Genomic DNA, 13,079 nt, shown 5'->3' with positions numbered 1-13,079 from the left:
ATAATTTAATCTCGCTAAAAATTTCATACATATTAGGTGCAAACAGATGAGAGACATAGAGCAAGCAATAACCAAGTCAATGTTGCTAAAAGCAGGGCTAGTCCAAGATTATATTGAGGGAATAACCTATCATGCTTTGCTCAATCAACGTCTCGAAGCAAATAATAGATTTAGCGAAGGGGAAATTAAACAATTATTAACCCAAGTCCTACCAATTCTAGAGTACATTCATTCGCTGGGAGTAATTCACCGCGATATTTCTCCTGATAATTTAATCTTCTGCAATCAAGATAAACCCCAAGTGTTGATTGATTTTAGCTGTATTCAAGAAGTCGAACTGAAAACCCAATTTGAATTAAACCAAGTAACTGCAAATATTTCCAAACCACTTAAGGCTGGTTATGCTCCTCCAGAACAGGTAGAACGGGGAATTGTTTACGCTCATAGCGATTTGTATGCCTTAGCTGCTACGGCAGTAGTGCTGTTAACAGGCAAAGAACCACAACAGTTAATCGATCCCCATGGCTACTGTTGGCATTGGGAATCAGAAGTTATTCTTAGTTCCAAGTTGGAATGGATTTTAAGTAAGATGCTGTCTCCTCATCCAAGCGATCGCTTTAGGAGTGCAGCCGAAGTTAGTCGAACTCTTCAAGGTATTTCGATCATCAGAACTTCTCAATTCACTGAAACTACTACTGAAACTACTGTTGCGCCACATCTCAATCAACCAAGCTTCAACAGAAACGTTGGAGACTTACTCGCAAAATCTCTGTTTTTTATCCCTTTTTTCGCAGTTTTAATCTTAGGGGGATATTTATGTCTAAAAGTGGCAGATTTACCAGATCTAGATGTTGTCCCTGTGCCTTCTCAAGTCAATAATTCAGCATTTGAATCAAATTTTTGTAAATGTCAGTAAATTCCTAATGGTGGTTTATTTAAGTATAAAAATACGATAATTCCTGTCTCAATAGATCGTAAGCCTGATGAAACTAGACGCAGGATTGAAATTCCCTTTGTTCCTCCTGGTCAATCAAAATAGATTATTCGACAATTGAAAAAAGCGATCGCAGTTAAATATTACTAATAAGCAACTGCCTTCCCCGCAGGTTTACGCATGTCATTAACGCCGATCATTGTGCGATCGCTCTTAACCATGATGGATTCGGCCGCACCCCAGGAACTAAAAGGCATAATGCTATAGCCCCGCAGTTTCAAGCCTCTAAAGGCTTCAGGCGTAATTGCTTGAGATTCACTAACTACTCGGTTAGGTAAACCTTGATAGTGTACACGGGGACTATTCACCGCATCTGATAAACCCATACCGTAATCAATAACATTAGTGATGACCTGCAACACCGTAGTGGGAATTGTCGGGCCTCCAGGACTACCTGTAACCAGATAAACTTGTCCATCTTTGGTAACTATAGTGGGGGACATGGAACTTAAAGGGCGTTTTAACGGCTCGATTAAGTTTGCCTCTCCCTGATTTAAACCAAACTGATTTGACTTTCCTAACTTACTAGTAAAATCATCCATCTCATTGTTGAGTAAAAAGCCTGTTCCAGGGGCAACTACCCCTGCACCAAAATAAGAATTAATCGTATAGGTCACGGCTACAGCATTACCTTCTTTGTCCACTACAGAATAGTGAGTGGTATTTGTTCCCTCATGCTGAACATCAGTAGAATATATCGACTCAGGATCGAGTGCTGCAAAAGCTATTTTTGATCTTAAAGCAGCAGCGTATTCAGCAGAGAGTAATTTATTGGTTGGGTTATCCACAAAATCAGGATCGCCCAAATAACGGTTGCGATCGCCAAAAGCGAATAACATTGAAGAGAACATCTGATGCAGACTTTGGGGTGTATGCCAGCCTAATTCCTTGAGATTATAGCCAGATAAAATATTCAGCATCTGACAAATAGTAGTACCACCACCAGGTGGCGGAGCAGAAGCCACACGATATCCTCGATAAGTGCAACTTATGGGTTCATATTCTTTAACTTGATAGCTGGCAAAATCTTCTAAACTCAAAATACCGTTATTTTTTTGACTGGCTGCTACAATTTTTTTCGCTATTTCTCCTTGATAAAAAGCTGTCGTTCCCTCCTGAGAGATAGCTTTTAAGGTGTTAGCCAGATCGGTTTGAACTAAAACATCGCCAACTTGATAAGTTTTCTTGCCATTTTGCAGAAATATCTTGGCGACATTGGGTTGTAGCAATTTGTCTTTCCCCGCTTCAAATATCTCTACATCTCCTGATTGCAGAGCAAAACCTTCTTCGGCTAAAGCGATCGCTGGTTCAATTACTTGTTCTCGTTCCATCGTGCCATATCGATCGAGGGCATAATTCAAACCCTTAACTGTACCAGGGACAGCCACCGCTAAGTAACCATCAGTACTCAAATTTTCAATCAGCTCACCCCGATCGTCTAAATACATCTGGCTGTGAGCTTTTAAAGGTGCAGTCTCGCGGAAATTAATAAAAGATTCTGTACCGTCGGCCAAATGAATCAGCATAAAGCCACCGCCACCCAAATTACCGCAGCAGGGATCTGTCACCGCCAAGGCATAACCTACCGCCACCGCAGCATCGATCGCATTTCCTCCATCTTGAAGCACCTGCAACCCCACTGCTGAAGCCTCTTTCTGGGTCGAAACCACTACTCCATTGCTACCGACAGCTTTAGGCTGGACTGTTTCAGCATTAACCTTACTCCAACTATCAACTGTTGAATAAACTAGATAAAGATTATTGATCGGGTAATTACCCATCACAATGAGCAAAATAATACTCAGTGCTAGAGATATAGCTCGTCTAATTTTCATCTATCTGCTCCCAAATACAATAACTTTAATGCCAGAATTTAATGGCCACTCACAATAATTCCCCCCGCATTACGGTTACTGCTTGACCTTGAAGCAAAACGCGATCGCCACCATCGTAATTGATTTTCACTACTCCCCCACGGGCAGAAGCCTGATAAGCTAAAAACCGATCGAGTTTAAGGCGATCGCGCCAATAAGGGGCAAGACAGCAGTGCGCCGATCCCGTCACTGGATCTTCGTCGATGCCGACTCCAGGGGCAAAAAAGCGTGAGACAAAATCATATTGGGAATCGCTGTCAGCTTTACTAGTCACAATCACCTTGGAGATGGGTAATTGCTTGAGTAGGGTAAAATTAGGCTGTAGCTGCTCGACCTGTTGAGCTGTAGCAACTTCCACTAAATAGCCTAGAGAATTGTACAAAACTGTTTTTAAAGGTACGCCCAGGGCATCCCCTAATTTAGTAATCGGCGGAATATCTTGCGATCGATTAGCAGGAAAGTCCAACTCGATCCAATCGTCTTGATATTTAGCAGTTAAAACACCACTTTTGGTTTCAAACTGAATCGACTGTCCTGTAGAAGCATATCCTTCCGTCCAGAGTACGTGAGCGCTAGCAAGGGTAGCATGACCACACAAAGATACTTCGGTTGTGGGAGTAAACCAACGTAGACTGTATGCTTGACCGTGCTTGTGTAAAAATGCTGTTTCCGACAAATTCATTTCCCTCGCTACCGACTGCATCCACTGCTCATCTTGAGGTGATTCTAAGACACAGACAGCAGCAGGGTTACCCTGAAAAGGGCGATCGGTAAAAGCATCTACCTGAACTATGGTTTGTTTCATAAATACTGCTAGGGACTAAGACTAAAGACTTTAATAAAATTTAATCAAAATCATATCGCTTTGCGTTACGAATGCCCAAAGTCAATACAATACTAAGAAGGAGTATTGAATAATTAAACTATGAAGACTAGCAACCCAACAGATCTCAAATTATTTTTAGCCTTAAGTATTGCCACAAGCCCGTTTATTTTTAGCATTTTGTTGTTATATCTCTTGTCAGAATTTATGACTGAATTCGGCAAAGCTAGTGAAGAGATATTTCGCTCAGAACGCTTGCCTATTCTAAATTTCCCTAATTTTGATCGTTGATTGTCTTGAATTTAATTAGCGATGTCGCGACGAGCGCTTCTTTCATAGTACTGGTGTAGTTGAAAAGTCAGTCTTAATGAAGGCTGGAAATAGCTGGAAACTTTTTGTCCTGTCAACACCGCGATTAGAGATGGCGTCCTAAAGGACGACGCGAAGCTAGTCCTAAAGGATAAGCTTCGCGACACGTAGTTAGTCCTTTAGGGCAAATGCTTTAGCATACACCTTCGGATAAGGAAACCTCGCCCTCTCTCGCGGTCAAATCTCAAACATTATTACTGCAACAATCAAGCTACGATTTATCTTAAGTCAAATAGAGGTTTTTATGAGTTCGCTTGTTCAATCTTCGATAGCAAATCGAGAAACTGATGTGGTTGACACTTCCCACTTACTTTTGCGCCATCGGCAACAATTGATTGAAGACCTCTGGGAGTCAGTACTACGAGCAGAATGTGGTCAGGAAATGCTCGATCTGCTTCAGCAAATGCGTTCTCTTTCTTCTGCTGAAGGACAGGTAGCAGAAACATTTACTCAATCTTCCGTATCTCAGTTAATTCAAAAGTTAAGTCTCAACGATGCTATCCAGGGAGCAAGAGCATTTGCGCTTTATTTTCAACTGATTAACATTGTCGAACAACACTACGAATCAAGAGAGCAAAAACTAGCTCGGCGTGTGACTCAAGTTTATACTCATGAGGTTAACGGTAAAAAGCCTCAGATTGCCAATAATCTGCACCACCAAAATTTGCCTAAATCAGAAGAATTAAGCGAACATTGGACTGAACCCAGCATATCTAGCAGTAATCAGGCTGGACTATTTCATTGGCTGTTTCCTTATCTCAAGGAAATTAATATGCCGCCTTTGATGTTGCAAAGATTATTAGATCAGCTTGATATTAGATTGGTTTTCACTGCCCATCCTACAGAAATTGTCCGTCATACTATCCGTAAGAAACAGCGTCGTATTTCCCAAATTTTAGAGCAGTTAGACCTTGCCGAAGAAGCAATGCAGGAAATCGGGCAGATTGAATCCTGGGAAGCTAATGAAACCGTGGCTCAGTTAACCGAGGAAATTCGTCTTTGGTGGCGGACTGATGAGCTACATCAGTTTAAACCCAAGGTATTAGATGAAGTAGACTACTCCTTACACTATTTCCAAGAAGTTTTATTTGACGTAATTCCTCAGCTCGCTGCTCGGCTCAAACAGTCTTTAGGGGCATCTTTTCCCAATCTAGTTGCTCCCACCCATAACTTCTGCTACTTCGGCTCTTGGGTTGGTTCAGACCGTGATGGAAACCCTTTTGTGACACCTCAAGTAACTTGGGAAACTGCCTGCTATCAACGAAAAATTGTGATTGGCAAATATCTTGAGGCGATCGCCCAATTGCGAGAAATTTTGAGTCTTTCCCTGCACTGGAGTGATGTCCAGCAAGAATTACTCGACTCTCTAGAGCAAGATCAGCAGCGAATACCGAGTATTTACCAAGAATTAGCGATTCGCTATCGTCAAGAGCCTTATCGTCTCAAGCTGGCCTATATTTCTTATCGATTGAACAATACCTTGGAAAGAAATCAAGCTTTGTCGTCGGCGGCGGGAAGACAGGCGATCTCGGAAATTAATACGGAAAATATTTACACTTGTGGAGACGAGTTCGTTGCTGAATTAAAGCTGATGCAAGCCAGTTTGGCTGCCACTAAGCTACAGTGTCGCGAGTTGAATAATCTCATCACTCAGGCTGAGGTGTTTGGCTTTAACTTAGTTGAATTAGACTTTCGGCAGGACTCCTCTCGACATAGTGAGGCGATCGCCGAAATTACAGCCTATCTTCAGCTCTTACCCAAACCTTATGATGAACTTTCTGAAGCGGAAAAAACTACCTGGTTGATTCAAGAATTAAAAACTCGTCGCCCCTTAATTCCTGGGGAGATGCCCTTTTCCCCTACGGCTTGTGAGACAATCGAAACTTTTCGGATGCTACGCCTTCTACAGCAGGAATTCAGCACGAAAATTTGTAAAACCTACGTCATCAGTATGACTAATTTTGTCAGTGATGTTTTAGAGGTGCTGTTGCTTGCTCAGGAGGCAGGGCTATACGACCCCGCAACTTGTCACACTTCGATCAGAATTGTGCCTTTATTTGAGACAGTAGAAGATCTAAAACGCGCTCCAGAGGTGATGCGGGAATTATTTGAGCTACCACTATATCGAGCCTCTCTAGCGGGTGGATATGAGCATGTCTCGACCCAACAGAATGAGATTGTAACTGCCACTTCAACCCCCCTCGAACCCAGCAATCTACAAGAAGTGATGTTGGGCTATTCTGACAGTAATAAAGATTCAGGTTTCTTAAGCAGTAACTGGGAAATTCATAAATCACAACGAGCCTTACAGCAGGTGGCGGCTGAATTTGGTATTTCCCTACGGATTTTCCACGGTCGTGGTGGTTCGGTGGGTCGTGGTGGTGGGCCCGCTTACTCGGCAATTTTGGCTCAACCAACGGATACGATCCAGGGCAGAATCAAAATTACGGAGCAGGGGGAAGTACTAGCATCTAAATACTCTTTGCCCGAATTAGCTTTATATCACCTGGAAACGATGACCACAGCAGTAATCCAGTCCAGTTTGTTAGGTAGCGGATTCGATCGGGTCGAACCCTGGAATCAAATTATGGAAGAACTATCCGCGCGATCGCGCGCTGTATATCGTGCTTTAATCTATGAACAGGAGGATTTTGTTGACTTTTTTCATTCCGTCACCCCTGTAGACGTAATTAGCCAGCTGCAAATTGGCTCTCGCCCTTCTAAGCGTCCAGGCAAAGGCGGGGCGAATAAAAAGAAAGATATGAGCAGTCTTCGGGCAATTCCCTGGGTATTTAGCTGGACTCAGAGTCGCTTTTTACTACCTGCTTGGTATGGTGTTGGCTCGGCACTCCATGGTTTTCTAGAGCAAGAGCCTGAGAAAAATCTCGATCTGCTGCAATATTTTTACGTTAAGTGGCCTTTCTTTCGTGTGGTTATATCTAAAGTAGAAATGACCCTGGCTAAAGTAGATCTTCAGATTGCCGAACATTACGTCAAAGAATTATCTCAACCCGAAGATCTCGAACGTTTCCAAAAGTTATTTGCTCAAATCTCGGAGGAATATAATCTCACCAGGGTCTTAATTCTCAAAATTAACGGTCAACAAAGGTTGCTGGATGGTAATCCTGAACTACAGCGATCGGTTCAATTGCGCAATGGCACAATTGTTCCCCTCGGATTTTTACAGGTGGCGCTGATCAAACGTTTACGGCAACACGACAAGTCTCAAGCGCTTCACTTCCGCTTTAGTAAAGAAGAATTATTGCGGGGAGCAATGTTAACTATTAATGGCATTGCTGCGGGCATGAGAAATACGGGCTGATGCTATTTCCTACTTGTATACCAAGAGAGTAAAGCGAAAACAGCTACCAGATTCAGGCGCACTGTCTACCCAAATTTGACCATAATGGGCAGAGACTATCTGGTGGCAAGTTGCCAGTCCTAATCCATAACCTTGGGCAGCGCGATCGCGCTGAAGTCGAAAGCTATCTTCAAAGATCTGTTCTCTTTTGCTAGGGGGTATTCCAGGCCCTGTATCGCAAACACTTACCTGTATCTTTTGATTGGTTCGATGTAGAACGGATAAGGAAATACTACCTTTTTCAGGCGTATATTTAATGGCATTATCTAGCAAATTACTGATCAGTTGACGGATTAATTCAGCGTCAGCATAAATTAAAGGTAGATCTTGAGGCAGATCCATCACAAAATTCATCGATTTTTGCCCTAATTTGGCATCAAACTGGCTGGCGATATCTTGACACAGCGAACACAAATTAAGTGGCTTTGGTTTAACTGCTAGTTTGGCATTGTTGTTTTGAGAATTTTGCAGCAGTTCACCAATCATATTATCCATGATGTTAAACTGATTTCTTGCTTGTTTAAACAACTTCCGTTTTAAAGCAAGCAGCTTATTTTCTGACAAGCCATCATTTTTCTCCGATAACTCAATTGTTTCCACTGCCATAGAGGCTGCCGTCAATGGTGTTCGCAAATCGTGAGCCAACATTGCCAAGATTTTATCTTTGAAACGTAGCTGTGCTTCTAATTCTGCTTTTTCTTGCCTCAGACTAAATATTTCATCGGACAACATGATGTCTTGAGCATCGTAGCTGCTATTCGGCATTGCTGTAGCGGTCGGATTCTCTGGATTTTGGTAGCTGTTTTTCTCTAAAGAAACTTTTACCTGACCTTTCCACTGAGGCCACCACTTCTCTAACTGCTGAATTAAATTACTTCCTGCTAGGGTTTGTCTCGGTGCTGGAGACATCTTCACCAGAGCAGGAGTGGCAACTAATCTAAAGAATTCTACCAGATGAGGCTGTTTTTCAATCTCCACTACATCCAACTTAAAAGCATAATTAGAGCGCAAGCTCTGTAAGTAAGCTTTAATTTCTTGAACCTGTTCTTCAGAAGAAGAACGTTGATCGACAAATAATAGTAGTTGAAGCAATAGTTCCTCCGCACTACCTTGATCGGAATCGGGACATTGCTTATGAAAGTGCAACACTAAATCTAACTCAACACTTCAATATTCGTTCATTAGACGGCGATTTGAGCAATCCTCTTCTACTATTTGCATCGTGTTAAACAAAGTAACTACAATAATTCAATTAGAAAATTAATTAAAAATAGCTATCACTTAACAATCAGCTTAATTAAAGAGAGTTGACCCGCAACTAAAACTTTATTAGAAGACACTATTAAGATATCATAAAATTTACCTAGATTGCCCTAGTTCCTCAATTCAAATCAACCCTTAGCTTTAAAATCTTGTCTTCACTGCTAGCAAAAAATATTTAGAGATACTACAATATACTACATTATGGCTCTTGGTTATCTTGCACTTGTCTTACACGCTCACTTGCCTTATGTCCGACATCCAGAAAGCGATTTTGTTTTAGAAGAAGAATGGCTGTTTGAAGCCATTACCGAAACCTATGTCCCTCTGCTACAAGTTTTTGAAGGCTTAAAGCGAGATGGAGTAGATTTTAAAATGACGATGAGTATGACACCTCCTTTGGTGTCAATGCTGCGGGATGAACTACTACAAGATCGTTACGATGCTCATTTAGCCCAGCTAGAAGAACTAATTGCTAAAGAAATTGACCGACATCAACACAACGGTCATATGCTGTACCTGGCTGAATACTATGCCAACTCATTTAGCCAAATTCGAAAGACTTGGGAAGGTTACAACCGCGATCTAGTCGGTGCTTTCAAGCAATTTCTAGATAGTGGCAACCTGGATATTATCACCTGTGGGGCGACTCATGGCTATTTGCCGTTGATGAAGATGTATCCACAAGCAGTCTGGTCACAAATCAAGGTTGCTTGTGAACACTATGAAGAGAACTTTGGTCGCGCTCCCAAGGGAATCTGGCTGCCAGAATGTGCTTATTATGAAGGTTTAGAAAGAATGCTTGCTGATGCTGGCTTGCGTTATTTTCTCACTGATGGACACGGTATTCTTTATGCTCGTCCTCGTCCTCGTCATGGCTCCTATGCTCCCATCTATACTGAAACAGGAGTAGCAGCTTTTGGTCGCGACCATGAATCTTCTCAACAAGTTTGGTCTTCTAAAGTAGGCTATCCTGGCGCAGTAGAATATCGTGAATTTTATAAAGATTTAGGCTGGGAAGCTGAATATGAGTACATCAAGCCTTATATTATGCCCAATGGACAACGTAAAAACACAGGTATTAAATACCATAAAATTACTAGTCGTGATGGCGGATTGACCGAAAAAGGTTTATACGATCCTTATTGGGCAAGAGAAAAAGCGGCCGAACATGCGGGCAACTTTATGTATAATCGCGAACGCCAAATTCAAAATTTGAGCGGGATGTTACAGCGTCCACCAATTGTGGTTTCCCCTTACGATGCTGAGTTATTTGGTCACTGGTGGTATGAAGGGCCTCAATTTATCGACTTTTTATTCCGTAAAAGTTGGTATGACCAAGGTACATATGACATGACACACTTGTCAGAATATCTTCAGCAGCAGCCAACTCAACAAGTCTGTCGTCCATCCCAGTCTAGTTGGGGTTACAAAGGGTTTCATGAATATTGGTTGAATGACACTAATGCTTGGGTTTATCCTCATCTGCACAAAGCAGCGGAAAGAATGATCAAGCTGGCGAATCGTGAACCTGCTGATGAATTGGAATGGCGAGCTTTAAATCAGGCTGCAAGAGAGTTATTATTAGCACAATCGTCTGACTGGGCTTTTATTATGCGTACTGGTACGATGGTTCCTTATGCAATTCGCAGAACGCGATCGCATTTACTTCGCTTTAATAAGATCTACGATGATATTTTAATCGGTAAGATTGATTCTGGTTGGTTAGAAAAAGTGGAATTAATTGATAATATTTTCCCCAACATTAATTATCGAACTTACAGAACTATATAGTTGTAAAAAGCTATTAGCCTTGTGATTATTCTTATCCCTAACTAAGATTATTGATATCTGGTTGAGGGATATTTTTTACTAAAAATTGTCTAGTAATCCTCAATACTGAGTCGCTAAAATGGCAGCCTGAGTGCGATCTCGTAAATTTAATTGACTGAGAATGTTGGTAACATGGGCTTTAACAGTTCTTTAGCTTTAGGGTAATTGGCGTGATGCCAGAAAAAGGCGCATCTTTTAGAACAGATGTTAGCTAAAAAAAATAATGGTTATTTGATGAAAGACCAAAAGTATTAAATCAGAATTTTAGAACATGAAGATCGGGATTATTGGTTTGGGTTTAATTGGTGGTTCTTTGGGGTTAGATTTGCGATCGCAGGGACACCAGATTATTGGGATATCTCGCCAGGAGAATGTTTGTCAGATAGCTTTGGCTAAAGGTGTTGTTACCGAAGCTAGCACTGAATTCAAGGCTCTGGCTGAGGCAGAAATTGTCATTGTTTGTACTCCTATTGCAGCGATCGCCTCAACAATTAAGCAGATTATTCCTTATATTAATTCCGAGACAATTATTACCGATGTTGGTTCAGTCAAGCAGCCGATAGTTGAAGAATGTAGTCAGTTATGGCCCAACTTTATTGGGGGACATCCGATGGCGGGAATGACACAAAGCGGAATCGATGCAGCTATAGCTAATTTATTTACTGGTGCAGCCTATGTACTTACGCCGACAGCAGCTAGTAAGCCTGAAAATATTGCCAAGTTAACAGCGATCGCCTCAGAGTTAAATGCGATTCCCTATGTTTGTGATGCTCAAATTCACGATCGCGCTGTAAGCTGGATTTCTCATCTACCAGTGATGGTGAGTGCGAGTCTGATTAAAGCCTGTTTACAAGAAGAGCCTGATACGCTCCAATTGGCGCAAATACTCGCTAGTTCTGGGTTTCGCGATACTAGTCGAGTGGGAGGAGGTAATTGGGAATTGGGGGTAATGATGGCAAAATATAACCACCAGGAACTGTTGCGATCGCTTTTACAATATCGTCATAATCTAGACGAGATGATTGCTTTAATCGAACAAGAAGACTGGCAAAATCTTGAACAAACGCTACAAATAACATCTGCTGCTAGACCAAAATTTCTCAACAAATAGTTATAGTCGTTTTCATTTGAATAGACTATGTTTTTAATGAGTTATTTCGTAGCTTTTAGCTCTTAGCTCTTAGCTTATAGCTTTTCGGCGATCGCCATGGCTTTTAAAGCAAATATTTTTGTAATCACATCCGCCACCACTTTATCGGGAGTCGAAGCACCAGAAGTAATGCCAACAGTAATTTTTCCTGCTGGAAGCCAGTTTTCGGCGATGGTGAGATCTCGATCTAGAGGTTTATGTTCAAGGCGATCGCGACTGATGATTCGTTCTGCACTATCGATATGGTAGGAAGGAATTTGATGTTCTATGGCGATTTCTTGTAAATGGGTGGTGTTGGAAGAGTTAAAACCCCCAATAACAATCATTAAGGATAAATCTTCTTCTACCAGGTCAAACATAGCATCCTGACGTTCTTGAGTGGCATCACAGATGGTATTAAAGCTCATGAAATGCTCGTTTAACTGAGTTGGGCCATACTTTTTCAGCATCGTCTGTTCTAGCAGTTTACCAATCTGTTCAGTTTCGCTTTTGAGCATGGTAGTTTGATTAGCGATACCGACTTTCTCTAAATCGCGATCGGGATCGAAACCCTCTGAGTAGGCGTTTTGAAACTTATCCAGAAACTCTGCTCGATCTCCGCCATGGAGAATATAGTTAGTGACGTATTCCGCTTGAGCTAGATTTAAGACTACCAAATAGCGCTCGGCAAAAGAACTGGTGGCGACAGTTTCCTCGTGGGCATATTTCCCGTGAATAATTGAGGTATAGTCGCGTTTTTTGTGTTTTTCTACCGAATTCCAGACTTTTGATACCCAAGGACAGGTAGTATCCACAATTTTACAGCCTTTATCGTTGAGTAGCTGCATTTCTTGAACGCTAGCACCAAAAGCAGGTAGAATTACGACATCTCCTGGAGTGACTACGCTAAAATCTTTTTGCTCATTAACTAATTCGATAAAACCGACGTTCATCTCTTGTAAACGCTGATTTACAGTGGGGTTGTGAATAATTTCGTTAGTAATCCAAATTTTTTCTGTAGGGAAATGTTCTCTAGCTTCATACGCCATAGCGATCGCTCTTTCTACTCCCCAACAAAAACCAAAAGACTCCGCTAGACGGATGGTAACATCACCCTGTTCTAGACGATAATGGCGATCGCGGATCGTCTGGATTAAATCACTTTGATACTCAGAATTCATCGTCCCTGCTACTTCTTCATCGTGTCCAAAACCGCGACGATGATAGTTTTCTGACTGTTGTAAAGTACGTTTAAAAGCTTTTGTATCTATCTTTGGATTATTCATAAGAGTATATTTTAGATGTGATGTATGATTTTTCGTTATGCAGCCGATACATCAGTTATATATGATAGCTTTTGAACAACATCAGTGAGGATCAAACCTAAGTTAATTAAACAATTCTTGGCAATATTGAACAAGGGAGTCCTGGGGTAA

At 41.6% G+C, this 13,079-nt stretch carries 9 protein-coding genes and 1 pseudogene; 5 read left to right on the top strand and 5 right to left on the bottom strand.

Annotated elements, in window-relative coordinates; genetic code table 11:
- Positions 1–46: 46 nt before the first annotated feature.
- A complete protein-coding gene (locus tag KME09_22285; protein ID MBW4536664.1) occupies positions 47–916 on the top strand; it encodes a protein kinase in 870 nt (289 codons plus the stop codon).
- Positions 917–1,080: 164 nt separating this feature from the next.
- Here the strand turns inward: KME09_22285 and ggt are convergent, their stop codons facing one another.
- Together ggt and KME09_22275 are read right to left on the bottom strand one after the other, a co-directional pair.
- Positions 1,081–2,829 (bottom strand): gamma-glutamyltransferase, encoded by a 1,749-nt coding sequence (ggt, locus tag KME09_22280; GenBank protein MBW4536663.1) that lies wholly within the window; start codon positions 2,827–2,829, stop codon positions 1,081–1,083.
- Positions 2,830–2,878: 49 nt separating this feature from the next.
- Positions 2,879–3,673 (bottom strand): PhzF family phenazine biosynthesis protein, encoded by a 795-nt coding sequence (locus KME09_22275; protein MBW4536662.1) that lies wholly within the window; start codon positions 3,671–3,673, stop codon positions 2,879–2,881.
- Between the two features lie 120 nt (positions 3,674–3,793).
- Between KME09_22275 and KME09_22270 the strand changes: the two genes are divergently transcribed.
- Together KME09_22270 and ppc are read left to right on the top strand one after the other, a co-directional pair.
- A complete protein-coding gene (locus KME09_22270) occupies positions 3,794–3,982 on the top strand; it encodes a hypothetical protein (protein ID MBW4536661.1) in 189 nt (62 codons plus the stop codon).
- A gap of 322 nt (positions 3,983–4,304) precedes the next feature.
- The gene (ppc, locus tag KME09_22265) at positions 4,305–7,382 is read left to right on the top strand and encodes a phosphoenolpyruvate carboxylase (GenBank protein ID MBW4536660.1); all 3,078 of its coding nucleotides are present in this window, start codon (positions 4,305–4,307) and stop codon (positions 7,380–7,382) included.
- Positions 7,383–7,391: 9 nt separating this feature from the next.
- Here ppc and KME09_22260 read toward each other — a convergent pair whose 3' ends face one another.
- The gene (locus KME09_22260; protein ID MBW4536659.1) at positions 7,392–8,570 is read right to left on the bottom strand and encodes a histidine kinase; all 1,179 of its coding nucleotides are present in this window, start codon (positions 8,568–8,570) and stop codon (positions 7,392–7,394) included.
- 315 nt (positions 8,571–8,885) lie between these two features.
- Here KME09_22260 and KME09_22255 point away from each other — a divergent pair, with 315 nt between their 5' ends.
- Positions 8,886–10,475, top strand: coding sequence for a glycoside hydrolase family 57 protein (locus KME09_22255; protein MBW4536658.1), 1,590 nt, complete (start codon positions 8,886–8,888; stop codon positions 10,473–10,475).
- Between the two features lie 99 nt (positions 10,476–10,574).
- Here KME09_22255 and KME09_22250 read toward each other — a convergent pair.
- Positions 10,575–10,706: pseudogene (locus KME09_22250) on the bottom strand (hypothetical protein).
- 79 nt (positions 10,707–10,785) lie between these two features.
- Here KME09_22250 and KME09_22245 point away from each other — a divergent pair.
- The gene (locus tag KME09_22245) at positions 10,786–11,625 is read left to right on the top strand and encodes a prephenate/arogenate dehydrogenase (GenBank protein ID MBW4536657.1); all 840 of its coding nucleotides are present in this window, start codon (positions 10,786–10,788) and stop codon (positions 11,623–11,625) included.
- 74 nt (positions 11,626–11,699) lie between these two features.
- Here KME09_22245 and KME09_22240 read toward each other — a convergent pair whose 3' ends face one another.
- On the bottom strand, positions 11,700–12,929 hold the full coding sequence (locus tag KME09_22240) for a 4-hydroxy-3-methylbut-2-enyl diphosphate reductase (protein MBW4536656.1): 1,230 nt from the start codon (positions 12,927–12,929) through the stop codon (positions 11,700–11,702).
- Positions 12,930–13,079 lie beyond the last annotated feature (150 nt).

This window comes from Pleurocapsa minor HA4230-MV1, assembly GCA_019359095.1.
GTDB classification, from domain to species: Bacteria; Cyanobacteriota; Cyanobacteriia; order Cyanobacteriales; family Xenococcaceae; genus Waterburya; species Waterburya minor.
Note: the sequence above shows the minus strand (reverse complement) of the source record. Positions and strands in the feature narration are given on the sequence as shown.

Excerpts from the sequence above, each read along its gene's own strand:
- KME09_22270 (MBW4536661.1), top strand. The coding sequence starts at position 3,794 with ATGAAGACTAGCAACCCAACAGATCTCAAATTATTTTTAGCCTTAAGT.
- KME09_22245 (MBW4536657.1), top strand. The coding sequence starts at position 10,786 with ATGAAGATCGGGATTATTGGTTTGGGTTTAATTGGTGGTTCTTTGGGG.
- KME09_22240 (MBW4536656.1), bottom strand. The coding sequence starts at position 12,929 with ATGAATAATCCAAAGATAGATACAAAAGCTTTTAAACGTACTTTACAA.
- KME09_22255 (MBW4536658.1), top strand. The coding sequence starts at position 8,886 with ATGGCTCTTGGTTATCTTGCACTTGTCTTACACGCTCACTTGCCTTAT.
- KME09_22285 (MBW4536664.1), top strand. The coding sequence starts at position 47 with ATGAGAGACATAGAGCAAGCAATAACCAAGTCAATGTTGCTAAAAGCA.
- ggt (MBW4536663.1), bottom strand. The coding sequence starts at position 2,829 with ATGAAAATTAGACGAGCTATATCTCTAGCACTGAGTATTATTTTGCTC.
- KME09_22275 (MBW4536662.1), bottom strand. The coding sequence starts at position 3,673 with ATGAAACAAACCATAGTTCAGGTAGATGCTTTTACCGATCGCCCTTTT.
- ppc (MBW4536660.1), top strand. The coding sequence starts at position 4,305 with ATGAGTTCGCTTGTTCAATCTTCGATAGCAAATCGAGAAACTGATGTG.